At 63.7% G+C, this 25,000-nt stretch carries 20 protein-coding genes; 9 read left to right on the top strand and 11 right to left on the bottom strand.

The genetic code is table 11. The features are described 5' to 3' along the window. Window positions 1-87: 87 nt before the first annotated feature. From ABC729_RS18130 to ABC729_RS18145, 4 genes are read right to left on the bottom strand one after another with little or no spacing between them, the layout of a single operon-like run. Window positions 88-783, bottom strand: coding sequence for a Crp/Fnr family transcriptional regulator (locus tag ABC729_RS18130; RefSeq protein ID WP_495609006.1), 696 nt, complete (start codon window positions 781-783; stop codon window positions 88-90). Beyond that, window positions 777-1,544: a class II aldolase/adducin family protein gene (locus tag ABC729_RS18135; protein ID WP_495609007.1), complete on the bottom strand. Its 768-nt coding sequence runs from the start codon at window positions 1,542-1,544 to the stop codon at window positions 777-779. The genes ABC729_RS18130 and ABC729_RS18135 overlap by 7 nt, the downstream gene beginning before the upstream one ends. 35 nt (window positions 1,545-1,579) lie before the next feature. Then, the gene (locus ABC729_RS18140; protein ID WP_495609008.1) at window positions 1,580-2,617 is read right to left on the bottom strand and encodes an AbrB family transcriptional regulator; all 1,038 of its coding nucleotides are present in this window, start codon (window positions 2,615-2,617) and stop codon (window positions 1,580-1,582) included. Between the two features lie 3 nt (window positions 2,618-2,620). Continuing rightward, complete coding sequence (locus ABC729_RS18145; RefSeq protein WP_495609009.1) at window positions 2,621-3,880, bottom strand: CitMHS family transporter; 1,260 nt, start codon at window positions 3,878-3,880, stop codon at window positions 2,621-2,623. On the opposite strand from ABC729_RS18145, the gene ABC729_RS18150 reads away from it, so the two are divergent. From ABC729_RS18150 to ABC729_RS18170, 5 genes are all read left to right on the top strand, one after another. Then, a complete protein-coding gene (locus tag ABC729_RS18150; RefSeq protein WP_495609010.1) occupies window positions 3,879-4,115 on the top strand; it encodes a hypothetical protein in 237 nt (78 codons plus the stop codon). The genes ABC729_RS18145 and ABC729_RS18150 overlap by 2 nt on opposite strands. Before the next feature lie 96 nt (window positions 4,116-4,211). Continuing rightward, window positions 4,212-6,359, top strand: coding sequence for a TonB-dependent receptor (locus tag ABC729_RS18155; protein WP_495609011.1), 2,148 nt, complete (start codon window positions 4,212-4,214; stop codon window positions 6,357-6,359). A gap of 265 nt (window positions 6,360-6,624) precedes the next feature. Next, entirely contained in the window at window positions 6,625-7,989 is a 1,365-nt protein-coding gene (locus tag ABC729_RS18160) for an MmgE/PrpD family protein (RefSeq protein ID WP_495609012.1), read from the top strand. Between the two features lie 2 nt (window positions 7,990-7,991). Then, window positions 7,992-9,266, top strand: coding sequence for a glycerate kinase type-2 family protein (locus ABC729_RS18165; RefSeq protein WP_495609013.1), 1,275 nt, complete (start codon window positions 7,992-7,994; stop codon window positions 9,264-9,266). 11 nt (window positions 9,267-9,277) lie between these two features. Further along, complete coding sequence (locus ABC729_RS18170) at window positions 9,278-10,360, top strand: tartrate dehydrogenase (protein WP_495609014.1); 1,083 nt, start codon at window positions 9,278-9,280, stop codon at window positions 10,358-10,360. A gap of 100 nt (window positions 10,361-10,460) precedes the next feature. Here the strand turns inward: ABC729_RS18170 and ABC729_RS18175 are convergent, their stop codons facing one another. Further along, complete coding sequence (locus tag ABC729_RS18175; protein ID WP_495609015.1) at window positions 10,461-10,769, bottom strand: winged helix-turn-helix transcriptional regulator; 309 nt, start codon at window positions 10,767-10,769, stop codon at window positions 10,461-10,463. A gap of 95 nt (window positions 10,770-10,864) precedes the next feature. Here ABC729_RS18175 and ABC729_RS18180 point away from each other — a divergent pair, with 95 nt between their 5' ends. After that, on the top strand, window positions 10,865-11,419 hold the full coding sequence (locus ABC729_RS18180) for a carboxymuconolactone decarboxylase family protein (protein ID WP_495609016.1): 555 nt from the start codon (window positions 10,865-10,867) through the stop codon (window positions 11,417-11,419). 3 nt (window positions 11,420-11,422) lie between these two features. Here ABC729_RS18180 and ABC729_RS18185 read toward each other — a convergent pair whose 3' ends face one another. Further along, window positions 11,423-11,650 carry a hypothetical protein gene (locus ABC729_RS18185; protein WP_495609017.1) on the bottom strand — a complete coding sequence of 76 codons (228 nt, stop codon included), beginning with the start codon at window positions 11,648-11,650 and terminating at the stop codon, window positions 11,423-11,425. 142 nt (window positions 11,651-11,792) lie between these two features. Here ABC729_RS18185 and ABC729_RS18190 point away from each other — a divergent pair, with 142 nt between their 5' ends. Next, the gene (locus ABC729_RS18190) at window positions 11,793-13,058 is read left to right on the top strand and encodes a glycosyltransferase (RefSeq protein WP_495609018.1); all 1,266 of its coding nucleotides are present in this window, start codon (window positions 11,793-11,795) and stop codon (window positions 13,056-13,058) included. 112 nt (window positions 13,059-13,170) lie between these two features. On the opposite strand, the gene ABC729_RS18195 is transcribed toward ABC729_RS18190, so the two are convergent. Continuing rightward, on the bottom strand, window positions 13,171-15,732 hold the full coding sequence (locus tag ABC729_RS18195) for a glycoside hydrolase family 3 protein (RefSeq protein ID WP_495609019.1): 2,562 nt from the start codon (window positions 15,730-15,732) through the stop codon (window positions 13,171-13,173). A gap of 681 nt (window positions 15,733-16,413) precedes the next feature. On the opposite strand from ABC729_RS18195, the gene ABC729_RS18200 reads away from it, so the two are divergent. Together ABC729_RS18200 and ABC729_RS18205 are read left to right on the top strand one after the other, a co-directional pair. Beyond that, window positions 16,414-19,392: a TonB-dependent receptor gene (locus ABC729_RS18200; protein WP_495609020.1), complete on the top strand. Its 2,979-nt coding sequence runs from the start codon at window positions 16,414-16,416 to the stop codon at window positions 19,390-19,392. Between the two features lie 146 nt (window positions 19,393-19,538). After that, window positions 19,539-21,038 (top strand): tryptophan halogenase family protein, encoded by a 1,500-nt coding sequence (locus ABC729_RS18205; protein WP_495609021.1) that lies wholly within the window; start codon window positions 19,539-19,541, stop codon window positions 21,036-21,038. Window positions 21,039-21,293: 255 nt separating this feature from the next. Here ABC729_RS18205 and ABC729_RS18210 read toward each other — a convergent pair whose 3' ends face one another. The 4 genes from ABC729_RS18210 to ABC729_RS18225 form a co-directional block, all read right to left on the bottom strand. Further along, complete coding sequence (locus ABC729_RS18210) at window positions 21,294-21,761, bottom strand: hypothetical protein (protein WP_495609022.1); 468 nt, start codon at window positions 21,759-21,761, stop codon at window positions 21,294-21,296. A gap of 229 nt (window positions 21,762-21,990) precedes the next feature. Beyond that, on the bottom strand, window positions 21,991-22,416 hold the full coding sequence (locus ABC729_RS18215; RefSeq protein ID WP_495609023.1) for a hypothetical protein: 426 nt from the start codon (window positions 22,414-22,416) through the stop codon (window positions 21,991-21,993). Between the two features lie 205 nt (window positions 22,417-22,621). After that, window positions 22,622-23,596: a LysR family transcriptional regulator gene (locus tag ABC729_RS18220; protein WP_495609024.1), complete on the bottom strand. Its 975-nt coding sequence runs from the start codon at window positions 23,594-23,596 to the stop codon at window positions 22,622-22,624. Window positions 23,597-23,664: 68 nt separating this feature from the next. Beyond that, entirely contained in the window at window positions 23,665-24,996 is a 1,332-nt protein-coding gene (locus ABC729_RS18225; RefSeq protein ID WP_495609025.1) for a class-II fumarase/aspartase family protein, read from the bottom strand. Between the last annotated feature and the right edge of the window lie 4 nt (window positions 24,997-25,000).

A 25,000-nucleotide genomic window follows, 5' to 3' on the forward strand; every position in this document is an offset into this window, starting at 1 on the left:
ATTGCGGAGGCCTGCCGTGAGGCCAGTGGGGAGAGACTGAATTATTGAATTCATTCTGTCAAGATTTTGGATGCAAAAACTCGACACTCAACGCGCCAGGGCCGAAAGCCCTTCAAGATCCAGGATGTCGATGCCGCCCTGACGGTTGCGGATCAGGCCGGCGCGTTCGGTTTCCAGGAGCAATTGTCCCAATCCCTGACGCGACAGGCCCATGCGTCCGGCCAGATCATCACGCGCGATGCGCACGCGGCCACCATCCGCCCCGCCCGCCATGGCCAGCAGCAGATCCGCCAGCCGGGCCGGCGGGCTGCGCCGCAGCAGCAGCCCAACATGGTCGATGGCGGCCCGCTGCTGCTGACAGGCCAGCAGGGCAAGATGGCGCAACAGGTCGGGAGATACGGCGCTGATCGCGTCGATGTCGGGCTTGGGGATATGCAGCAGGATGGTGCGGCCCATGGCGATGGCATCATAAGGCTGCGCCCCGCCATCCAGCGTGGACAGGACCCCGAACCAGCGGCCGGCGGTCACCACCAGATTGACCAGGGGACGTCCCGTGGCAGGATATGAGACCAGCCGCACCCCACCCGACAGGACGCGGAACAGCCCGCCCGCCGGATCGCCCACGCGATAAGCCAGATCAGCCTCTGCCAGCCGGGTGCGCCGCGCGGCGGCGGCCAGCCAGCCACGGCAGGCCGGTGGCAACTCGGCAAACCAGGGGTCCGTTTCCAGCAGAGGCAGGATGCCCGACAGCGACACCGGCATGGGACGGGCCGCGATCAGCACCGGAAACCGGGATCGACCCGGTCCAGCCGGCGCAGCAGGGCGGGCCAGGCCAGCCGTTCCGCCGCCATGTCGGCCATGGGGCCGGTCGATTGCTGGCGCACCTTGTCGATGGCGGCGGCGGCGGGCTGATGCAGCGCGTCCCGGCCCGCCGTCAGCATATGGACCTGTGCCTCGCAGGCGCGTTCCAGGAAGTAGATGCGCAGGAAGGCGGTGGCGATGGAGGAACCGACGGCCAGCGTGCCATGGTTACGCAGCATCAGGATGTTCTTCGCCCCTATATCGGCGACCAGCCTGTCGCGTTCCTCCAGATCGGTGGCGATGCCTTCATATTCATGGAAGGCGATGTCGTGATGCACGATCATCGCCGTCTGGGTCAGGGGCAGCAGCCCGTCTTGCATGGCCGACACGGCCTGACCGTGCGGCGTGTGCAGATGGATGACGGCCTGCGCATCGTGGCGGGCCATATGCAGGGCGGAATGGATGGTGAAGCCGGCGGGATTGACCATATGCGGCGTCGGTTCCACCGCCTTGCCTTCCACATCGATCTTCACCAGCGAGGAGGCCGTGATCTCCTCGAACATCAGATTGTAGGGATTGATCAGGAAATGATGGTCCGGCCCCGGAATGCGCACCGACATGTGGGTGAAGATCAGATCGTCCCAGCCATAAAGGGCGGCCAGCCGGAAGGCGGCGGCGAGGTCGGCGCGCAGTTTCCATTCCGCCGGCGACACCTGTTCCGGGATGCTTGCAGCGTTGGTCATCGGAATTCTCCGGTTTGAGAAATCGGGAAAGCCCGTCAGGTCAGGCGGCGGGCCACATAGGTCGCCAGGGCCGGTCCCAGCAGCAGGACCAGCAGCACGCGCACCACCTGCGCCGACAGGATGAAGGGAAGGTCAACAGGTACCGTGGCACCGATGATCAGGATGGCGTCGATGCCGCCGGGCGTCGTCGCCAGATAGCCGGTCAGCAGATCGACCTCGCACAGAGCGGAGACCGCCAGTCCCAGCAAGGCGCACAGCACGATCAGCGCGACGGTGGCGGTCATGATGCGGGGCAGGGCGCGGATGCAGCCGGCCAGGGTTTCGCGGGTGAAGGACAGGCCGATATTCCAGCCGATGATGGCATAGGCGGCGGCGGCCAGAAGCGGCGGCACCGACGGGCGCGCCAGACCCGCCGCCATCAGGCCCGCCCCCAGCAGCCCCGGCACCAGGAAAGCGCCGGAGGGAAAGCGCAGGAACCGAGCCACGACGGCACCGGCCAGGGCCAGGGCCGCCGTTTCCCCCAGGCCCCAGCTGTCGAGTGGCGGGAACCAGCCGGCGCCATGCAGCGGCACCGTCTGCCCCGACAGGAAATGGGCCAGCGCGATGGATGATCCGGTGACGGTCAGGATGCGCAGATACTGCATCACCGCCACCATGCGACCGTCACCGCCATGTTCCTGCGCCAGCGCCACCATGCCGGCGGCCCCGCCTGGGGCCAGGCCCCAGACAGCGGTGGAACCGCTGAACCAGCCGCCGCGCGCCAGCAGCCAGCCCAAAGCAGTGCCGGTCAGCAGCGTGGCCATCGCCGCTGTCAGCAACAGGGGCAGGCGCATCAGCATCTGCGGCCCCATGGCCCGGCCCAGCGCCACCGCCACCAGACAGCCGACAATGGTATAGGCGACCAGGAGTGCTGATTTCGGCACCCGTGCCCCGGCCCCGGACAGGGCGAAGCCGATGCCGGCCAGCAGCGGCCCCAGCAGCAGGGCGGCAGGCACATCCTGTGCCTTCAGCCCCCAGACCAGCAGGCCGGTTACCGTGGCCAGCAGCAGCCAGATGATGGCGCGGCGTGGCATGGCTTAACCTGCCCGCAGCGGAATGGCCCCGGTGGCGATGGCGGCGACCAGCACCACCAGCGATATCAGCACCGCCCATTTCAGGGCGAAGCGCTGCGCATCCGCCACATCCACGCCCAACAGCCCGCAGGCCAGATAGATGGGGGCCAGCAGGGGGCTGAGCGTGTGGACCGGCTGTCCGATCAGGGAGGCGCGGGCAATCACCTCCGGGCTGATGCCATAGCTGGCGGCGGCATTGGCGATGATCGGGACCACCCCGAAATAATAAGCGTCGTTCGACATGACGAAGGTCAGCGGCATGCTGGCGAGCGCCGTGATGGGTGCCATATAGGGGCCGATATCGGGCGGGATGACGTCCAGCGCCGCCTTGGCCATGGCGTCGGCCATGCCCGTGCCGTTCAGGATGCCGGTAAAGGCCCCCGCCGCGAACAGCAGCATGACGATATTCACGACATTGTCGGCATGCGCGCTGATCCGCGCCGTCTGATCGCGCAGGCGCGGATAGTTGATGGTGATGGCGAGCGCAAAGGCCCCCATCATCATCACAGGCAAGGGCGCGAATCCCAGAACCATGCCCAGCACCAGCAGCAGGGTCAGCCCCAGATTGACCCAGAACAAGCCGGGACGTCGCGCCTCCATATCGATCCCCAGCTTGGCGGACAGCTTGACCGCCGGGCCTTCATCGGCCCTTGGCGCGGTGCCGGCCAGCCGGCGGCGTTCGGAGCGGCCGAACATCCAGGCCAGCGTGAAGATCGCCAGGAAGCCCGCCAGCATGGCCGGGATCAGCGGCGCGAACACCTGTCCTAAGTCCGCGCCAACAGCGGCGGCGGCCCGCGCCGACGGCCCGCCCCAGGGCACATAATTCATCAGCGAATTGCACAGGCCCAGCAACGTCGCCAGGATCAGCGGGTTCATACCTACGCGCCGGTAGACCGGCAGGAAGGCCGTGATGATGATCAGCGCCGTCGTGGTGCCATCGCCGTCCAGCGACACCAGCGTGGTCAGCGCCGCCGTGCCCAGCGCGATGCGCACGGGATCGTCGCCCACCATGGCCAGCACGCGCCGCACCAGCGGATCGAACAGGCCCGCATCCATCATGACGGCGAAATACAGCACGGCGAAGGTCAGCATCAGCGCCGTGGGTGCCACCTGCAGCACGCCGTCGATGATCATCTTTCCCAGACCGGGGCCGGCCCCGGCCAGCAGGCCGAACAGGATGGGGATCAGCAGCAGGGCGGCCACAGCCGACATGCGCTTGGTCATGATCAACACCATGAAGGTGGTGACCATCGCCGTTCCCAGCAGGGCAGGCGAAAGCAAAGTTTCAAACAAGGCACCGTCTCCCGCAGCCCGGATCGCCACCGTTTTCCCACCATTGATCTGGGCAGGAAAGCGCGCGCCAGGGGCCGCCGCATGGAATGAAGGAGGCATCGCTACCGGTGCCATCATCCTGCGTGGGTGGTCCGGTTTCGTCAAGAACAACATCCATAATGAATAATTTTTGCATCCAATATGTTGACCAACGACATCCAGTCTGTCTACTCTGCCTTCACAACCGGCCCAGACCGGAGAAAAAGCCCAGAGGGAGGATCGAATGAGAAGGTTCAGCCGCAACGCGATGGCCGGTGGCGCATCGGCCCTGATGCTGCTGTCGGGCGCTGTCGCCCAGGCCCAGAACGCGGCCCCATCGGATACGCTGGAAGAAATCATCGTCACCGCGCAGCGCCGCAGCGAGCGTCTGCAGGACGTGCCGGTCACCGTGACCGCCTTCAGCGCCGAAGAGATCGCACAGGCGCGGCTGCGCCAGTTGGATGATATTTCCAGCCGCACGCCCGGCCTGAATTTCGATGCCTTTCCCACGTCGCAGCCGCGCGTTGCCATCCGTGGCATCGGGTCCAGCGACCGGGGTGCCGCCGGGGATCCCAGCTCTGCCGTCTTCCTGGACGAGATCTATCTGGGCCGTCCGGCCGCCGTGGCCTTTGATGCGTTCGACGTGTCGCGGATTGAGGTTCTGAAAGGTCCGCAGGGCACGCTTTATGGCCGCAATGTCGTGGGGGGTGCCATCAATGTGGTGAGCAACCGTCCCGACCTGTCCGGTACGGACGCGGCCATTGAGGCGACGGTCGGCAATTATGAGCGGCTGGAAGGGGCCGGTTTCGTCAATCTGCCGATGGGCGAGAAATGGGCCGCGCGCGCCAGCGGCGCCTGGCGCACCCATGATGGCTATGTGAAGAACAGCTTTACCGGTGGCCGGGTCGAGGATCAGGACACGCGCAGCGGCCGGTTCCAGATCTATGGCGAGCCGTCGGAAACGGTACGCGTCCTGCTGGGCGTGGACGGCACGCGCGACCGGGCCGATGGCCCGGCCCAGCATGTGCTGGACCTGGACATGACGGACCCGCGCCGCGCGCTGTGGACCGTCAACCGCGACCGCAAGGTCACCGCCGGGTCTGATGAGGGGTATCAGGACCGCGATACCTGGGGCCTGCGAGGGCAGATCGACTGGGACCTGTCCTTCGCGACCGTCACCTATCTGGCCTCATATCGCGACCTTGACTATCACGTCGCCTATGATTTCGATGGCGGGCACCCGCCGGCCAACCGCCTGAACATTGCCGGCGGCAATGACGAGGACAGCAACTTCTCCAGCCATGAGCTGCGGTTGAATTCGCTGCCCGACAGCCCCATCCAGTGGGTGGCGGGGCTTTACAATTTCAACAATGAGACCGACCGTCTGGACACGCTGGTCATCGATCAGGGACGGCCCGCCACCGAGATCTACACCCAGGCGGCCAAGCTGAATTCCTATGCCGCGTTTGGCGATGTCACCGTGCCTTTGAACGAGCAGTTCTCCGTCATCGGCGGCCTGCGCTATTCCAAGGATGAGAAGGATTACCGCGTTTCCAACACAGCCGGCACGGCGGTGCTGCGCGGGACCGGGCGGTTCGATGTCAGCACGTCTGACAACTATGACGCCTGGACCTGGCGTGGTGGCGCGCAATACAAGCTGGACCGCGATCATCAGCTCTATGCCATGGTGTCCAGGGGCTTCAAGAGCGGTGGTTTCCAGGATACGCCATCCTCTGCCGCCGACGCCGCCGACGGGTTCGAGCCGGAATTCGCCACCCAGTATGAGGTGGGCCAGAAGAGCAGTTTCCTGAACGGGCGGTTGATCTGGAACAACACCCTGTTCGTGATGAAATACACGGACCTGCAGACCAAGCGGACCCTGCCCAACCTGTCCATCGTTACCGAAAATGCCGGCAAGGCGACCATCAAGGGCTATGAAACGCAGCTGAACTGGAGCCTGTTCGCCGGCGCGCGGCTGTCTGCCAGCTATGGCTATACCGACGCCACCTTTGACGAGTTCGCGCCGGAGCCGGGCGTGGATTATGCCGGCAACCGCATCTCCCGCACGCCCAAGCACAAGATCGTGCTGTCGCCTTCCTACGAGGCGGCGCTGGGCGACGGGTCGAGCCTGCTGTTCGCGACCGATTACCGGTACGAAAGCATGATCTTCGACGATAATTCCAATGACGGGCCGGAGCGGCGGGACCCCACCCATTTCGTTGATGCCCGCATCGTCTTCACCCCCGCCGCCGGGCAATGGACTCTGTCCCTGTGGGGCAAGAACCTGACCCAGGAGGTGACCCGCACCCATCAGACCGTGTTCCTGGGGGCCAATTTCGGGTCCTACAACCCGCCGCGCACCTTTGGTGCCACGGTCAGCTGGCGCATGTGAGGGCAGGGGTCCGGCGGCAGTCGGGGGCGGTCAGGTTTAGATTGGATCGCCCCTTGTTTGTCATCCCCGCGAAAGCGGGGACCCAGCGAGAGCAGCGGTAGCTGCGACATGACTCATATCGGCGCTAACCGCGCCTTACGCTGGGTCCCCGCTTTCGCGGGGATGACGGTGGGGGCGGTGAGAAACCAGCTCAACCTCGACTAGACAGGCTTTAGCGGCAGGGTCCGGCCTGCAATGACCGCGCAAGCAGGGGGAAAAACTGGACATGAATATCGCAGAGCAGATTGCGGATTACGCGCACGGTCTGGATGGCGGGCGGCTGCCGCCGCTGGTCGTGCATCGTGTGAAGCAGCGTATGGTCGACAGTCTGGCCTGTGCGCTGGGTGCCTACGGGTCGGTGCCGGCACGGGCGGCGACGGCCATGGCCGCTATGGTGCCGGTGCCGGCCGCCAGCGTTCTGGGCACAAGGCTGCGTACCACGCCCGACCTTGCCGCCTTCGCCAATGGCACGCTGGTCCGTTACCTGGATTATAATGACGGTTATATGAGCCGGGACCCCGGCCATCCCAGCGACAATATCCCGGCCTGCCTTGCCGTGGCGGAGGCAGAGGGGGTGCCGGGCCATGAACTGATCGCCGCGATTGTCTTGGCCTATGAGGTGCAGATGCGCCTGCAGGACGCGGCGGGGCTGAACCGGCGCGGCTGGGACCATGTGAACTATATCCTGGTGTCGATGGCCGCCGCCGCATCCCGTCTGATGAAGCTGGACCGGCGGCAGACGGTACAGGCCATCAACATGGCCCTGAATGGCCATATCGCCATGCGTCAGGTGCGGTCGGGCGAATTGTCGGCCTGGAAAGGCTGCTCCGCCGCCAATGCCGCCCGCAACGCCATCTTCTGTGCCGGGCTGGCCCGCCATGGTCTGGACGGCCCGTCGCCGATCTTCGAGGGCAAGATGGGGTTCATCCGTCAGGTCTGCGGCGAGATGGATTTTGATATTTCCCGCTTCGGCACGGCGGAAAGCGGGGATTTCCGTATCCTGAAGTCGCTCACCAAGAGCTTCCCCACCAATGGGGAACTGCACACGGCGGTCTTTGCGGCCATCGACCTGCGCCCCCAACTGGGCAATATCGAAGAGGTGGAGGCGATCCATATCGACACCACCGATATCGGCTTTCGCATCCTGGCCAGCGATCCGCAGAAATGGCGGCCGGCCACGCGGGAAACCGCCGATCACAGCCTGCCCTATAATGTGGCGCGGGCCTTGCTGGACGGCGACATCACGCTGGCCTCCTATGATCCCGGCATGATCGCCGACCCGCGCGCCGCCGCCCTGATGGACCGGACGACAGTCGCGGAGGACCCGGCCCTGACGGCCCTTTTCCCAGCCCATCTGCCCAACCGGGTGACGGTGACGATGCGGTCGGGACAGGTATTTCGCCGCGAAGTAGTCTCCGGGCCGGGAAGCGTCGAAAACCCGATGACGGATGCCGATTTCGAGGTCAAATTCCGCCGCATGGCGGATGGCCGGATCGACGGGCAGCAGCAGGATCGCACGCTGGACTTCGTGATGGGGCTGGAACGCCAAGGCAGCTATGCCGCCCTGTTCGAAGCTATGCGCGGGCCGTGACCATGACCGTTCCCCAACTGACGCCAGCCCCCGAAACGGTGCTGCGCGCGCTGTTCCAGGCAGCCATCAACGCCGCCTCTCCTGATCTGTGTCTGCCGCCGCACCTGCCGCCCCCGCCCAGGGGACGGACGCTGGTGGTGGGGGCAGGCAAGGCGGCGGCGGCCATGGCCGCCGCCGTGGAACGGCACTGGTCGGGGCCGCTGTCGGGTCTGGTCATCACGCGCTATGGCCATGGCGCCCCGTGCCAGCGGGTTGAGGTGGTGGAGGCGGCCCACCCCGTGACGGACGAGGCAGGCATCCGTGCCACGGCCCGGATGCTGGACCTCCTGTCCGGGTTGACGGCGGATGATCTGGTCCTGTGCCTGATCTCCGGCGGAGGATCGGCCCTGCTGGCGGCACCGGCACCGGGCCTGACCCTGGCTGATAAGCAGCAGGTTGCCCGCGCCCTGCTGAAAAGCGGGGCGACCATCGCCGAGATGAATTGCGTGCGCAAGCATCTGTCGGCGGTAAAGGGCGGGCGTCTGGCGCGCATGGCGGCACCGGCCTCCGTCGTCACCCTGATGATCTCCGACGTGCCGGGCGACGATCCCGCCACCATCGCATCAGGCCCCACCCTGCCTGATGCCAGCACGCGCCAGGAGGCGCTGGCGGTGCTGGCCAAGTATGGCATCAAGGTCCCGGATGCCGTCACGGCCTGGCTGTCCGATCCCGCCAGCGAGACGCCGAAATCGCTGGCCGACCTGCCGCCCGGCACGGCGACAATCATCGCCACACCGGCCGGTGCCATCGCGGCGGCGGCCGAACAGGCGCGTGGCATGGGCATCGCGCCCTTGTTCCTGGGCAGCGCCATCGAGGGGGAGGCGCGCGAGGTCGCGGTCTGGCATGCGGATTTCGTGCGCGCCGTCACCAGCGGAGCCATACCGGCGAAGCGTCCCTGTCTTCTGCTGTCGGGCGGGGAGACCAGCGTTACGGTGCGCGGCAAGGGAAGGGGCGGGCGCAATGCCGAATTCCTGCTGGCGCTGGCTGTCGAACTGAACGGTCATCCGGGCGTGCATGCCCTGGCCGCTGATACCGACGGCATCGACGGGTCGGAGGATAATGCCGGTGCCTGGATCGGCCCCGATATCCTGTCCCGCGCTGCGCAGGTCGGGATCATTCCCCGCCGGCTTCTGGATGACAATGACGGCTACGGCTTCTTCCAGGCCATGGGAACCCTGCTGTTCACCGGCCCCACCCGCACCAATGTCAATGATTTCAGGGCCATCCTGATCGAGTGAGGATTAGCGTCATGAGCAATCAACCCATCCATCGCATCGCCGTGATCCCTGGCGACGGCATCGGCAAGGAAGTGGTGCCCGAGGGGCTGCGCGTGCTGGATGCCGTCACGCAGCGTTTTGGCGTGCGTTTCCAGTTCGACCATTTCGACTTCGCCAGCTGTGACTATTATCTCCAGCACGGCAAGATGATGCCCGATGACTGGAAGGGACAGATCGGCGGGCATGACGCCATCTTCTTCGGCGCTGTCGGCTGGCCCGCCACGGTGCCGGACCATGTCTCGCTGTGGGGATCGCTGATCCAGTTCAGGCGGGAATTCGATCAGTATGTCAATCTGCGCCCCGTCCGCCTGATGCCCGGCGTGCCCAGCCCGCTGGCGGGCCGTAAGCCCGGCGATATCGATTTCTACGTGGTACGGGAGAACACCGAGGGCGAGTATTCATCCATCGGCGGCCGCATCTTCCCCGGCACGGAGCGGGAAGTGGTGATGCAGGAAACCGTGATGACCCGCATCGGCACCGACCGCATCCTGAAATACGCCTTCGATCTGGCGCGGCGGCGGGACAAGAAGCACCTGACATCCGCCACCAAGTCCAACGGCATCGCCATCACTATGCCGTACTGGGACGAGCGGGTGGAGGCGATGGCGGCGCATTATCCCGACGTGCGCTGGGACAAGTACCATATCGACATTCTGGCCGCGCATTTCGTGCAGCATCCGGACTGGTTCGACGTGGTGGTGGCGTCCAACCTGTTCGGCGACATCCTGTCGGACCTGGGGCCGGCCTGCACCGGCACCATTGGCATCGCGCCGGCCGGCAATATCAATCCCGACCGCAAATTCCCTTCGCTGTTCGAACCGGTGCATGGATCCGCCCCCGACATTGCCGGCAAGGGCATCGCCAATCCGGTGGGGCAGATCTGGTCGGCGGCCCTGATGCTGGATCATCTGGGGGAGTATCAAGCCGCCGCCGCCATTGTTCTGGCCATTGAAACCGTGCTGGCCCAGTCGGAACTGCGCACTCGCGACCTGGGCGGGCCTGCCGACACTGTTACCTGTGGCAGTGCCATCGCCGAGGCGGTGCGGCAGGGTTGAGCCGCAGATTTGGCATTGCAGGGTTCGCGGCAAAGCAGAGAGGTCGCGGCCAGTTAATCGTGTCGCCCATTGACATGCCTTGCGTCGTCAGTGGGCGGCATCACGCTGGGGACCCGCCGAAATGCCCCTCAGCCCAATGGTAAAGTGGCATCATCAGACAGCCCAGTTCCTTACCCTCTGCTGTTAAAGAGTAGCCGTCTTCCGCCGTGATCAAGCGGGCCTCGCGCAGTTCGGTCAGGCGGGTGTTGAGGACGGACGGGGAGATATCGGCGCAGCGTTCGCGCAAGCTGCGGAAGGTCTGGCCCGGCTGCTGATGCAGTTCCCAAAGAATGCGCAGGGTCCAGCGGCGGCCCATCAGGTCCAGCAGGAGCATGATGGGGCGGGTGGATTTGGGGTTCCGGGCGGGCATGGACGTCATTCTCCGGCGCTACGATTTTCGTAGCGAACATTCGTCAGTTGCGCTACGAATTCTGTAGCACGAATGATGGAAGCGGAGGAATGATCATGTCGGCGCGTCTTTCACCCGTTCAGGCTCCCTTTGATCCGCTGGTGGCGGCGCAGATTGAGCGGTTGCGGCCGCCGGGTGCCCCGCCGCTGACCCTGTTCACAACCCTGGCGCATAATCCGCGCGTGCTGTCGCGGCTGTTTGCGGGCGGGCTGCTGGATGCAGGGTCGGTGACGGTGCGGCAACGGGAGCTGATGATCCTGCGCACCTGTTCGCAAGGCTCGGCCGATTATGAATGGGGGGTGCATGCGGCGCTGTTCGCGGGCGCGGCGGGCCTGAGTGAAGATCAAGTGGCGGCGACGCGGCGGGATAATCCGCTGGGGCCGGACTGGTCCGAGGATGACCTGTTGATCCTGGATACGGCGGATGCGCTTTATGCCCAGGGCGATCTGACGGACGGGCAATGGGCGGCGCTGTCGGCGCGGTTTTCGGCGGAACAGGTGGTGGAGCTGATCGCGCTGGCGGGATATTACCGGACCATCGCCCTGTTCTGCCGCACCCTGCGGCTGCCGATGGAGGGGTTTGCGGGCGGGGTCGAAGAAGAAGCGGCGTAGGGGTTATTGCTCGGCATCAACGCTGGCATAGGCCTCGGCGGGGCGTTGGGGGGTGTAGTAATAGCCGGACTGCATCTTTTCCCGCTCGGCATTGGCGGCGATGCGGTCGATGATGGGCAGCGACCAAGCGGCGGCCAGGAGGCCCGTCCACAGGGCCACGACCATGACGCGATCCGCCACTTTTTTGCCGCTGACGATAGTTTTTGGGTGGCTGGCTGTGACGCCGGACATTTTTGCCTCCATTAGTCCCTGGTAGTTCCAGGGTGTGCATCAACTATGCCAGTCAATCTTTGCCGGTATCTTAACGGGCGGGTGCCCGACCGGCGGCAAGCCTGTGACATTGTCAAGGCAGTGAAGAGTGGGGGTTTTGGACGTGCGTATTGTAATGATGGCCTTAGGCTCACGCGGCGATGTGCAGCCGTTCGCGGCACTGGCGGTGGCGCTGGCGGCGCGGGGGCATGAGGTGCGGCTGCTGACCTATGGCAGCTTTGCCGATCTGGTGGCGGGCAGGGGCGTGACGCTGGTGCCCGTGGAAGGCGATATCCAGGCCGACCTGAAGGGACCGGAGGCCACCGCCATGTTCGCGGAAGGGGCCAAGCCCGGCGTCGTGATGGCGGCCATGCGCGCCTTTGCCGAGAAGAATGGCGAGAGCTGGGCCAGAAGCCTTTTGCATGAGGCGCGGACGGCCGATCTGCTGATCCCCGCAGGGGCCAGTGTGTTTATCGGCGCGTCGGTGGCAGAGGCGCTGAACATCCCCTATGTTCATGCCTATCCGCAGCCGACATTGCCGACCCGCGCCTTTCCCAGCGCCATGGTGCCGCCGCAGGGCAAGCGTCCGGGGCTGGGCAACCTGTTGCAGAGCTGGACCATCTCCATCGTCTTCTGGCAGATTTTCCGCAAATCGGTGAACCGGGTGCGGCAGGAACTGCTGGGTCTGAAGCCCTATCCGCTGCTGGGACCTTACTGGCGCTGGCACCGTCAGGGCTTGCCCATGCTGATGGAATACAGCCCGATCCTGGTGCCCCGGCCCGAGGATTGGCCGCCGGCGGCCAAGGTTTCCGGTTTCTGGTTCCTGGACCACCCGGAATGGGTGATGCCGGACGATCTGTCGGCCTTTCTGGCTGACGGGCCGCCTCCGGTCTATATCGGCTTCGGCAGCATGATGCCGGGCGACCCGGTCCGCACCACCCGCATCATCGTGGAGGCGGTGCGCAAGGTGGGGTGCCGCGCCGTTCTGGCCGGCGGTTGGGGCGGGTTGAAGCCCGATAGGCCGACGCCGGATATCTTTCCGCTGGAAGCCGCACCGCATGACCGGCTGCTGCCGCATATGGCCGCCGTGGTGCATCATGGCGGGGCCGGGACGACAGCGGCAGGGGTGCGCGCTGGCGTGCCCGCTGTCATCGTGCCGTTCCTGGCGGATCAGTTCTTCTGGGCCTGGCGGCTGGACGAGCTGGGGGTGTGTGGCGGCATGTTGCGCCATCGTGACCTTGATGCCGATCAGCTGGCCAAGGCCATCCGCCGCTGTCTGGAGGATCAGGGCATGCGCGACCGAGCGGCGGCCCTGGGTGCCAAGGTGCGGGCCGAGGATGGGCTTGGCGCGGCCGTTCGGGAGATCGAAGCGCTGGTTGCCGCCCGCTGAATGAAAAATGGGCCGCCCGGTTGAGGGGCGGCCCGAAGTGGGGTGACAAGAAGAGAGAGAACCGTCGCAATCCCCACCCGTGCCGGCGGAGACGAAACGGGTCCGCCGGCGATCACTTCGCCGGGCAGACGGCGTTGCCCGGATCGGCGTCCAGCTTCAGATCGGTGACCGTCAGGCCCATCCGACCCTCGGTGCTGATCACCACAGGTGCTTCGATACTCGCCATCTGCGCACCGGCAGCGGCGAAACATTTCAGGGAAATCTTGGTGGTCTGGAACGTGCCCGGCTTGGCGTCGGCCAGGATCTTGGTCAGGTCCAGATCGGCGCGGCAGTTGGGGCCGCAGACCATGGAGACATGGGCCTTGCCCGTCGGTGCCTGATCCACGCGGTAGCGCAGGGACAGGGTGACGTCGCCGTTCGACTGCCGCGACAGATCGACAGCGCGGCCGGAGATGATGAAGGCGCCCCGGCCCGTGCCGTTCCAGGTCAGCTGCTTGGCATCTTCCTGGGCGGCCACGTCCACCGACTTCAGGTCCACGACCTTGCCCGGGCTGGTGCCCGTGGTGGTGGTGACGCGCAGGTCGCCCACCTGATCGGCAATGGCCAGCGACCAGGGGGCGGGGGCACCACCGCGGCGGAAGAACACACCGGTGGAGGAGCCGGACCCGGCGGGAACGCCGCTATTCTCCGACAGGGGGGCCAGATCGCCCTTGTCCTTGTAGGTCAGGCCATAGCCATAAGCGAATTGCGGATCGTAATTGGCATCGCCCCGGTTCAGCGGCGTCTGCACGGCAGTCTTCGGCCAGGAGAAGGAAAGCTTGCCGGTGAAGTCATACTTCACCTTGCCGTCAGCACCCTTGAACAGCACGTCGGCGACGCCATTGCCCTCGGTCCCCGGCAGCCAAGCGGCCACGAAAGCGTCGGACGCATTGATCTCCGGGTTCACCCACAGGGGGCGGCCCGACAGAAACACGGCGACGGTGGGGATACCCTGGGCCTTCAGCTTCTTCAGCAGGGCCAAGTCGGACTTATCGCCCGGCTGATATTCCAAGGTCTCCACATCGCCCTGGAATTCGGCATAGGGTTCCTCTCCGAATACCACGATGGCGACGTCGGGCTTGTCCTTGAAGGCACCGGCCTTGTCATAGGCGACGGAACCGCCGGCGGCACCCACCGCCTGCTTGATGCCGTCCAGGATGCTGGTGGCACCGGGGAATTCATCATTGCGGTTGCCGGTCCCCTGCCAGGAGATGGTCCAGCCGCCCGCCTGCTTGCCGATATTGTCAGCCCCGTCGCCGGCGACCAGCACTTTGGCCTTGGGCGACAGCGGCAGGACGCCGCCCTGGTTCTTCAGCAGCACCAGCGATTTGCGCACGGCTTCGCGGCCCACGGCGCGGTTTTCAGCGCTGCCCAGGGTGGAAATGGCGGGGACATCCTTGCGGTCCTTGGGTGCCGGCTTGTCAAACAGGCCGGCATGGAACTTCACGCGCAGGATGCGGCGCACAGCATCATCCAGGCGGGCCATGGGGATGGTCCCGTCCTTCACCTGCGCCAGCGTGTTCTTGTAGAGCAGTTCCCAACTGTCGGACGCCATGTACATGTCCAGACCCGCGATCAGCGAGGTCGGGCAATTATACTTGGTGCAGCCCGGCACCTGATCATGGGCGTTCCAGTCGCCCACGATGAAGCCGTTGAAGCCCATGCGGCCCTTCAGCACATCGGTCATCAGCTGCTTGTTGCCGTGATGCTTGATGCCCTGCCAGGAGCTGAACGAGGTCATGATGGTCAGCACGCCGGCATCAATGGCCGGCGGGTAGCCGGCATTGTGCAGCCGCACCAGTTCTTCCTCGCTGACCTTGGCGTCGCCCTGGTCACGACCGCCATCGGTGCCGCCATCGGCCAGGAAATGCTTGGCGGTTGCCACCGTGCGGCCCGGCTTCATGAATTCCTTGGAGCCGATGACGCCCTGGATACCCTCCACTACCGCACCGGCATAGGAGGCCACCACTTCCGGGTCTTCGGAGAAGCCTTCATAGGAGCGGCCCCAGCGGTCATCACGCACAACGGAAAGGGCAGGGGCGAAGGTCCAGTCGATGCCGGTGGCGGCCATTTCGCGGGCCGTCACCTCGCCCGTCCGGCGCAGCAGGTCACGGTCCCGAGTCGCGCCCAGCGCGATATTGTGCGGGAAGATGGTGGCGGCACCGATATTGCCATGGCCATGCACAGCATCGACGCCGAAGATCACGGGAATCTGGACGCGACCGGGCTTCTTTTCCATGGAAACCCGGTAGAATTCATCCGCCAGGTCCAGCCAAGCCTGCGCCGGGGCGCGGTCATCGCCACCCGGGCCGGAATTACCGCCTGCCAGGATCGATCCCAGCGGGTATTTGCGCAGATCAGCAGGCTTGATCGTGGAAATATCGCCTTGGATGGTCTGACCGACCTTCTCCTCAACGCTCATCTGCGCCATCAGCGCATCGATCTTTTTCTCGACGGCGGGATCAATCAGGCGCTGCGTCTTGGCGGCAGGCCACTTCTCCGGGTGCAGGGTTTGGGCAGGGGACGCCGTGCCGTCGGCGGAAAAGGCCACATTGGCCGACAGGCCGCCCACCAGGGCCAGCGCGCTGACAAGGCCAAGGGCGCGGACCAGCCGCGTGGTTTGCTTCGACGTCACTTGCATCCTCCCAATCTGCTTTCATTCATTGTCGCCTCCGGTCTTTGAGCCTTTGGCGAAGTCTGTCCTGACATCGTTGTCAGATGGAATGACATCAACGCGGCGGGCTGTCAACGCCCAACTCTCGGAATTTATCCGAACTTTCCCGCAGAAAGCCGGGTGGGAGGGCGAGTGTCTCCGCCTGTCGCTATGTCAACGCTGTCAGAAGTAATGTCCATATGTCAGCCGGCCGGGTGAAACAGCCAGCCGCGTGGTTACCGCTACCATCAATCTACCATCCTTTGCAAAGCTTTGCGCGGTGTAGGGGGTGTGGGGCGGTGAAATTTTTGTATCGGCAATTGGCAGCGATGTCAATTGCAGGATTGGTCATTTTCGGGCGCTACCGTTTTGCTGCGATTGCGAACAAAACCCATAATTTCCGCCAATAGTATGTAGATTTTCCGGATGGCGGTTTCCTTGTTTGAATCATGACAGCGTTATCAAGACCTATTGACTGCGCTGTCAATATTGTCCAAGGTGTGGCCCGGGCGATGAAGCACATCAAGACGGCTGAGCAAGGCCGAGGCGCCCAATGACGGAGGGGAGGCCGTTGAAGTGGGCCTGAGCATGGCGCACGTCAGGGGCTCCCATTAAATAAAGCAAAATGCCTTATTTGGGCTAAATCCTTACGGGAGGTAAAAAATGTCAGTGAAGTTAAAGCCCGGATTCTATCTGGGTTCCGTCGCCGCCATCGCGCTGGCGGCCTCCATGCCGGCCCTGGCGCAGCAGGCCCCGGCCCCGTCGGCCCCCGCCGCCGAGGGGACGCTGGACGAGATCATCGTGACCGGCTTCCGCGCCTCGTTGGCCAACGCGCTGCAGACCAAGCGCAATTCCAACGAGATCATCGAATCCATCACCGCCGAGGACATGGGCAAATTCCCGGACCAGAATATCGCGGAAAGCCTGCAGCGCCTGTCGGGCGTGCAGATCGACCGTGACAATGGTCAGGGCACCAAGGTCCGCATCCGTGGTCTGGACCAGAATGTCACGCTGTTGAATGACGAAATTTTCCTGACCGGTCTGGAGATTTTCACCCTGGGTGAAGGCCAGACCCGCAACAATGACAGCCTGGAAGGCGTGCCGTCGGAACTGCTGGGTGGGGTGGATGTCTATAAGTCGCCCAACGCCAAGCTGCTGGAAGGTGGTCTGGGCGGTACGGTCAACCTGAAGACCCGCAACCCGCTGGTTCTGGACCCTGGCTACACAATCGCCGGTAACGTGCGTGCTGCCAAGTCTTCGGGTGCCGATGGCGGCTGGAAGCCGCTGGGCGCGCTTGCGCTGGGTTACAACTGGGACGACAAGGCGGCCTTTATCGCTACCCTGTCCTATGACAAGCAGAACAGCCAGACGGATGTTCTGGGTGGTCAGAACCGTGGTAACTGGCGCTTTGCCGACCGTGGCGACAAGGCCACCGTCACCAAGAACTATTACGCCCCGGAATATCGCTACGTCACCGACCGCGAACAGACCCGCGAGCGTATCGGCGGCTCGCTGGCCGGCGCGGTGCAGCTGTCGGACAGTGTCGAAGTCTCGGGCGAATGGTTCCATTCCGAATTGGATATCCTGACGTCAGAAGCCTCGCTGAAGTTCCCGTTCGCCATTGAAAGCCCCGGCCTGGACGCCACCAAGCCCTATACGATTGACAATAATGGTGTGCTGATCAACGGCACCATCATTGCCAATTCGGCCGAGGCCATTTCCTATGTCCAGAACTCCAAGATCGACAGCGACAATTTCGGCCTGAAGCTGAAATATGATGATGGCGGCAATTTCCGTGGTTCTGTGCGCGGTGCCTATGCCAAGGCCGATCTATTCTCTGACAGCGCTAACAATGACGTTCGCTATACGCAGTACAGCGTGCCGACGGCAGACGCCACAAGCCCGACCGGGTTCAGCCACAGGCCGGCCAACCCGTCGGCCCCGGCCAATTACCGGTTCAATTACGCCAACAATAACGGCACCTTGCCGTCCTTCAGTCTGGCGACCACGCCCGACCTTTATACCAATCCGGCCTATGGCTATTTCAAGTCGCATTGGGTGTTTGGCGACCGCGCTGATCTGGAAAACTACTCGCTGCGGGCAGATGGCGAATATGATCCGGAATTCATCGCCGCCGGCAATGTGACCCTGTCCACGGGTTACCGTTACGCGTCCCGCGATGTTGACTATCAGCGTGGCCGGTACCTTGCCAACCTGTCGGGTCGTGGCGAGTTGGACGGCACCAAGTTCGGTCAGAAATGGACGCCCTATGGCTACTTCATGGATGGTGCCATCGGCTTCAAGTCGTGCGAACTGCCCGCCGGCACGCCGGGTATCCCGAACCGTTGTAACAACCGTTTCGGCAACTCGGCCCCGGTCCTGACCCCGTTCCAGACCTTCACGGGTTCGTCGGGCCGGGTGGAAACCATCAACAACTTCTTCTCCTCCGGCGATATGGTCGGTGGCAAGGTCCTCGTCCAGGATCGCAGCCAGATGAAGAATGGGGCGGAATGGATCCAGTCGCTGTACCCGACCCTGCCGTTCGCCTTCTATGAAGAACCGCTGGAAAGCTTCCGGGTGAAGGAAAGCACCCATTCGGGTTACCTGATGGCCGATATCGGCGATCCGGGTGAGGGCTATCACATCAATGTCGGTGCCCGCCTGATCCACACCAACCTGACCGTCTATCAGAACCGCGCCACCGACCCGGACCCGGTCTATTTGGGTACCGACAGCTGGAACGGCGTTCTGCGTGACAGCGAGACCATCGCCAATGAGCGGTCCTATACGGACATCCTGCCCAGCCTGAACATGGTCTTTGACCTGGATGAAGGCCAGAAGGTGCGCTTCGCCGCCTCGCGCGTCGTGGCCCGTCAGAACCTGTTCGATCTGGGCCGTGGTTTCCGCGTGGATTTCACCCGTAACCCCACCACCAACCTGTTCGAGGCCGTCAACGGTTCCGCCGGCAACCCCGATCTGGACCCGTTCCGCGCCTCGCAGTTCGACCTGGGCTACGAATATTATTTCGGCAGCCAGGGTCTGGTGTCCGCGGTCGGCTTCTGGAAGGAAGTGGACAGCTTCATCGGCAGCGAGACCAAGCCTGAATTCGTTCTGGATCAGGCAGGTGGGCGTAACACCCCCATCGCGCGTCCTGTCAATGGCGAGGGGGGGCGCATCAAGGGCTTCGAATTGGGTGCCCAGTATGCCTTTGATTTCGGTGCCGGTTTCAACGTCAACTACACGTTCTCCGACAGCAAGTCGCCCATCCGCAACGATTTTGACAAAGGTCTGCCCATTCCGGGCGTGGCGAAGCACGCCTTCAACGGCCAGATCTATTACGAGTATGAGGGTTTGGAGACGCGCGTTTCCTACACTTGGCGTAACAAGTCGTTCGCGGGCAATTTCGGCTTTGCAGATGGTGCGGCCACCCGCACGCTGGGTATCTGGAACCGGTCCTACGGCCAGCTGGACGCGCAGATCGGCTATCAGGTCACCGAGCAGATCGGCCTGACCCTGGAAGCGGTCAACCTGACCAAGGAAGACCAGAGCCAGTATTTGCAGTTCGACAACCTGCCCTTCACCTATAGCTCCGGCTCGCAGCGCATCATGGCGGGCGTCCGGTTCAAGCTGGGGGCGGAGTAAGCGTGTCGGGACGTAGCGCGGATTAGGCGAAGCCGTAATCCGCGGAGCGACGGTTGCGTTGTTCCGCGGATTACGCTGCGTTAATCCGCGCTACGATCAAATCAAGGCCCGATATAACGGGCCGCTTTTGGGGGGAGGAAACGACCATGGCGGGCAATCTTCCGGGCAGCATCCTGATTGTGGGGGGTGGTACAGCCGGTTGGATGGCGGCGGCCGCGCTTGCCCGTGCCGTCGGGCGGCACACCAAAATCCAACTGGTTGAAAGCAGCGCCATTGGCACCGTCGGGGTGGGGGAGGCGACGATCCCCGCCATTCGTGGCTTCAACCATATGCTGGGCCTGGACGAGGCGGATTTCCTACGTTTCACCCAGGGGACCTATAAGCTGGGGATTGAATTCCGCGACTGGACCCGCCTGAACCATTCCTACTTCCACCCGTTCGGGGTGCATGGGGCCAGCCTGGACGCCAATTACACCCACCAATACTGGCTGCGCCTGAACGCCATGGGTGAGGGCGGGCGGCTGGAGGATTACTCGCTCTGCACCATCATGGCAGAGCAGGGGCGTTACATGGCCCCGGTCACCGACCCGCGAAACATCATGTCGGTGGTTGGGTCCGCCTATCATTTCGATGCCAGCCTCTATGCTGACTATCTGCGCCGCTATGCGGAACGGCTGGGTGTTGTCCGGCTGGACCGCAAGGTGGTGGATGTGGCGCTGCGCGGGGAGGATGGATTTGTCGAGGCGGTCATCTGTGATGGCGGTGAGCGGCTGGCGGCGGATTTCTTCATCGACTGCACCGGCTTCACCGGCCTGCTGATCGAAAAGGCGCTGAAGGCCGGGTATGAGGACTGGACGCACTGGCTGCCCTGCGACCGGGCCTGGGCGGTGCCCTCATCGGGCGACGGGCGCATCACGCCCTTCACTCGCTCCACCGCGCGCGAAGCCGGGTGGCAATGGCGTATCCCGCTGCGCCACCGGGTCGGCAACGGCCATGTCTTCTGCAGCGCCCATGTCAGCGAGGAACGGGCGCGTGAGGTGCTGCTGGCCAATATTGACGGGCAGGCACTGGCCGAACCGAAGCTGCTGCGCTTTGTCACCGGGCGGCGCAAACAGGCCTGGGTGAAGAACTGCCTGTCGCTGGGTCTGGCGTCCGGGTTCCTGGAACCACTGGAAAGCACGTCGATCCACCTGATCCAGACGGGCATCACCAAGCTGCTGGATTTCTTTCCCGGACGGCAGATCGACGGGGCGGAAGTGCGGGAATATAATGCCCTGGCGCAGGGCGAGTTCGAGGCAGTGCGCGACTTCCTGATCCTGCACTATCATTTGACGGAACGGTCGGACAGCGCCTTCTGGAACCATTGCCGGACCATGGACATTCCCGACAGTCTGAAAAGCCGGATCGAGCTTTTCCGCCGGCGGGGGCGGGTATCGACGCGGGCCCGCGCCCTGTTCACCGATACAAGCTGGATCGCCGTGATGATCGGGCAGGGGATCATGCCGGAAACCTATGACCCGCTGGTCGATCTGCACCCGCTGCCGGCGGTGCGAGAGCGGATGGCGAGCATGCGGGCCCGCATCCGGCAGGCGGCGGACAGCATGCCGACGCATGAAGCGTTCCTGGGCAAGCAGGCGGCGGCGTAGCTAATTGTTTTAGCTTGATTGTGCTGGTTTAAATGATCTGGCTCCTACGCCGTTTTGGTGAAGGACTAGATCACGTTCCCTGGGGTGGTGCAGGAGCGGTTTCCCGCCCTTTGGGCGGTTATCGAGTTTCTTCGTTAAAGTCTGGTCACCACAACAAAACCCCAACCGAGGGTGACCACGATGACCGACGAGATGATGTCGCCGCTTCCCACACCGCCTCAGGGAACATGATCCCGGTGATGATCTCCAGACCTGTCATGACATTCTCCTGTGGGAAAGTGATCGCCGGATCATCACGAACACCGTGCCCAGTCCCAACAGCAGGCCGACCAAACTCCAGGGGCGACGGGAAGCTTTCAGTAAAGGCTCGACAGCGCCCTCTTTGGCATTGGGTGAAGGTACATCATTGGTCTTTTCCGCAGGGGCTTGGTCGGTAGCAAGCCCCTGCGAATAGGTTGCGGGAAATGGGGAGAGGGACCCCGTGCCGTCGTCGGTCGGGCGCGATGCAGGGGATTGCGACTGCCCACCCTCCCAGTTTGCATCGACGGGATCGCGCCTTCCCTGATGCGCGGCCGATTTCCCCATCGGGTGGGAGGGCGTGTGGCTTCCGCCAGCCTCTTCATCCGTGCCCAATGGTGCCGCCGCAGGATCAGGGAAAGCGACCTTGTCGCGCGTCACGCCCCGGTCGATATCTATCCTATGTCTATCTGTCGTGGTCATCATGACCTCCAGGTGCAGGGTGAGTTCAAGCGCGCCATGCCGCTTTCCAGGTGACCGACTTGGAACAGCTCGTCAGCAGTGGATCTGGCCCGGCGTTTGACGTCGAAGCCCCAATTGACCTGGCCTGCGTGCTTCGGCTCGGGTACTTATAACAGGAGGATGGCTTGCGGGTTCCCTTCGAAAATCGGATGGAACTGGACAATAGGAGGTCTGGGCAATGTAAAATGGATTGTTAAGTAAGAAAATTAGAAATAATATCGTAATTATTTTTATTTATTATTTGTAAATATCCTGCATATTTAAGCTGTTGGTGGTGCGACTGTCGATAGTCGTGTGCGATTTTCAGCAAATAAACTTTTCTCACCGTATTTTGGCCCACTTTCGGGGGAACGTTCACATTCCGATTACGCTTCCATATGCCGACGTTCGGGATCGGTATCGTTTCCATAAAGGACACCGCCATGTTCATGCACAACAAGCGCCTGATGTACACGGTGCGCGTGGATGCGCCCGGCCCCAATCGGATGATGACCGCGGTTATTCCTCGCGCGGTGGCCGCTACGAGGATGACGATGACCGCCGCTACAGCGGCCGTAGCCGGGACGATGATGATGATCGCCAGGGCCATGGCGGCTGGTTCGGTGATCCGCGCGGCCATGCCGAGGCGTCCCGCCGTGGTTGGGAAGGCCGTCGTCGCTGACGCCTTGGGCTGATAGCTGGAGAGCCGCCATATCGGCGGCTCTCCTTGTTACCAAGCGCGTCTGAGGACCTGTGAAAAAATCCGCAAGATCAAAATCTTGTTGGGGTTTTATTTCTGGATAGTATCAATCACAATCAATGGATTGGAGACGCAGATTCGAATTTCACACAGCCTGCGACAGGCCGGTTCCGGCGCTTTGCATGGATCGCAGGACGTCGGTGAATTTGCTGATGCCGGGGGTGGGCAGGCGTGACGGGTTGGTCAGGATGCAGGTTTCATAGGCCATGGATGGTTCCAACCGCACGAAACGCACGTCTGGGCCGGTGCGCAACATGACAGGGAACGGGTTGACGATGGCCAGCCCGATCCCCTGTTCCACATGCTCCACGGCTGAGAGCGCGTCGGAGGTTTCGACCACGATGTTGGGCAGGCCGCCCTCACGCCATAACAGCCGATCCAGCATGGTGCGGAACGGGTTGCGTTTGATCAGGACGATCAGCGGCTGATCGCCGATCTCGTCTGCCCGCAAGAATCGGCGATTGGCCCAAGGATGGTCCTTGGGCACGGCCACGGCCAGGTGGGAGCGACGGAAGGGCTGTTTGCGCACGCCCCAATCCCCTTCCGGTACTTCCGCGATACCCAGCTGTGCCTGATCGCTGGCGATACGGCTGATCACCTCCACCGAGGTCTGGATTTCCAGAGTGACGGTGATGTTGGGATTTTCGCGGGTGAAACGGGCAATGACCTGGGGCAGCAGGCAATGGGCCAGCGTCGGTGCGGCGACGAGGGACAGACGCTCCTGCTCCGGCTCCAGCCAACGGAATTCCTCAATGCCCCGCAGTGCCTCGAATACCATGCCAGAGGCGGAAAAGAGCTGCATCGCCTCCGCCGTCGGCAGCAGTTGGGTGCCCTGGCGTGTGAAGAAGGTGCGGCCCGACCGTTCCTCCAGCAACGACAGGGTGCGGCTGACGGCGGGTTGCGAAATGCCCAGATGCCGGGCGGCAGACGTTACGCCCCCCTGTTCGATGACGGCGCGCAAGACCTCCAGATCGCGGATGCTGGCCCAGCTTCCAGACCAGCCGCCGCGTGGCGTGCGATCGATGGCGGTCTTGCTGTCACCTGTGGCTTTGTCGTTCATCTTTCCCATTCGCCTGGAATTGGCTACTGGTCATATAGATGCCTGACCGCCCCGCGCAGGTCGAGACCCTATCCCAGCCCTGCGATCCGATCGACGATGGCGTCCACTTCTCCCAGATAGCGGGTCGGGTCCAGAAGCGCATCAAGATCAATCGCGTCCTGATGCATAACCAGTCCAGGATGGCTTCGCACGGCGTCGGCGAAGGTCTGTCCCAATGCATGGGCCTGTGCCGTCGCCTCATGAAGGAAATGGTGGGCTTCCCCTCGGCCCAGGGCACGGCCCAGACGCATCATCACCGCTTCGGCACAGATCATGCCGCCGGTGATATCCAGATTGGCACGCATGCGGGCGGGATCGGGATGGGCGTTGTCAAGAAGCCGGGCCAGGGCCGCGATGGCGGACGCAGCCAGAACACAGAAATCTGGCATCAACACATCGGTGACATTGGTGGAAGCGGCGTCGCCTTCATCCTGTCGCACCATGGCCTCCAGTACCATGGGCACCCGGCCACGCGTCAGTCGTGCCAGGGCGATAACGCGCTGCGCCTCCGATGGGTTGCGCTTCTGGGCCATGGTGGAGCTGCCGACCCGGTCAGGATAATGGTCTTCCGATACCTCAGCAATTTCAGTGCGTTGCAGGAAGGACAGATCGGCGGCGATGCGCTCGGCTCCGGCGGCGCAGGCGGCCAGCGCCGTCATGATCTCTGCCTGCCGGTCGAAGTCAGCGCGCCCGGCCAGGTCGGGTACGGCAAGGCCCAGGGAGACGGCCAGCGCCTCCTCCACTTCCCGCCCGCGTCCCTCCAGGGCGGCATAGGTGCCGACAGCACCGCTGATCCGGGCGACGCAGCCGCATTCGGCGGCGATGGCCAGACGTTCGGCGTGGCGGCGCAGTTCCGCCAGCCAGCCAGTCAGTTTGAAGCCATAGGTGATGGGCAGGGCATGCTGCCCATGGGTGCGCCCTGCCTGCGGCGTCGCGCGGTGCTGGCGTGCTTCCCGGGCCAGCCGGTCACAGGCATGATCCAGATGACGGCGTACCAGCTTGACCGTGGCGGCCAGTTGCATTGCCTGGGCGGTGTCGAAGATGTTCTGGGTGGTCGCACCCCAGTGCAGCCAGCCGCCGCCTTCGTCCCCCGCGAACTGTTCGATCTGTTTCAGCACGGGCACCAGCGGATGCTGGGCGATGGCGATGGCGTCGGCAAGCAGGGTCAGATCGAACCGGTCGGGCTGCGCCGCCTGTTCGATACCGGCGGCGGCGGCGGCGGGGATGATCCCAAGGTCCGCCTGCACGCGGGCCAGGGCCCGTTCGACCTCCAGCCAGCGGGAAAGGGTTGCGCGGTCATCCCAGAGGGACAGCGCCTCTTTGTCGAACCAGTAAGCGTTGTAGAAGCTAATGCCGATCATGGCG

This window comes from Niveispirillum sp. CC-CTL257 (assembly GCF_059489915.1).

Excerpts from the sequence above, each read along its gene's own strand:
- ABC729_RS18135 (WP_495609007.1), bottom strand. The coding sequence starts at position 1,544 with ATGACCAACGCTGCAAGCATCCCGGAACAGGTGTCGCCGGCGGAATGG.
- ABC729_RS18140 (WP_495609008.1), bottom strand. The coding sequence starts at position 2,617 with ATGCCACGCCGCGCCATCATCTGGCTGCTGCTGGCCACGGTAACCGGC.
- ABC729_RS18150 (WP_495609010.1), top strand. The coding sequence starts at position 3,879 with ATGATCAACACCATGAAGGTGGTGACCATCGCCGTTCCCAGCAGGGCA.
- ABC729_RS18145 (WP_495609009.1), bottom strand. The coding sequence starts at position 3,880 with ATGACCAAGCGCATGTCGGCTGTGGCCGCCCTGCTGCTGATCCCCATC.
- ABC729_RS18155 (WP_495609011.1), top strand. The coding sequence starts at position 4,212 with ATGAGAAGGTTCAGCCGCAACGCGATGGCCGGTGGCGCATCGGCCCTG.
- ABC729_RS18160 (WP_495609012.1), top strand. The coding sequence starts at position 6,625 with ATGAATATCGCAGAGCAGATTGCGGATTACGCGCACGGTCTGGATGGC.
- ABC729_RS18165 (WP_495609013.1), top strand. The coding sequence starts at position 7,992 with ATGACCGTTCCCCAACTGACGCCAGCCCCCGAAACGGTGCTGCGCGCG.
- ABC729_RS18170 (WP_495609014.1), top strand. The coding sequence starts at position 9,278 with ATGAGCAATCAACCCATCCATCGCATCGCCGTGATCCCTGGCGACGGC.
- ABC729_RS18175 (WP_495609015.1), bottom strand. The coding sequence starts at position 10,769 with ATGCCCGCCCGGAACCCCAAATCCACCCGCCCCATCATGCTCCTGCTG.
- ABC729_RS18180 (WP_495609016.1), top strand. The coding sequence starts at position 10,865 with ATGTCGGCGCGTCTTTCACCCGTTCAGGCTCCCTTTGATCCGCTGGTG.
- ABC729_RS18185 (WP_495609017.1), bottom strand. The coding sequence starts at position 11,650 with ATGTCCGGCGTCACAGCCAGCCACCCAAAAACTATCGTCAGCGGCAAA.
- ABC729_RS18200 (WP_495609020.1), top strand. The coding sequence starts at position 16,414 with ATGTCAGTGAAGTTAAAGCCCGGATTCTATCTGGGTTCCGTCGCCGCC.
- ABC729_RS18205 (WP_495609021.1), top strand. The coding sequence starts at position 19,539 with ATGGCGGGCAATCTTCCGGGCAGCATCCTGATTGTGGGGGGTGGTACA.
- ABC729_RS18210 (WP_495609022.1), bottom strand. The coding sequence starts at position 21,761 with ATGATGACCACGACAGATAGACATAGGATAGATATCGACCGGGGCGTG.
- ABC729_RS18215 (WP_495609023.1), bottom strand. The coding sequence starts at position 22,416 with ATGGCCGCGCGGATCACCGAACCAGCCGCCATGGCCCTGGCGATCATC.
- ABC729_RS18220 (WP_495609024.1), bottom strand. The coding sequence starts at position 23,596 with ATGAACGACAAAGCCACAGGTGACAGCAAGACCGCCATCGATCGCACG.
- ABC729_RS18225 (WP_495609025.1), bottom strand. The coding sequence starts at position 24,996 with ATGATCGGCATTAGCTTCTACAACGCTTACTGGTTCGACAAAGAGGCG.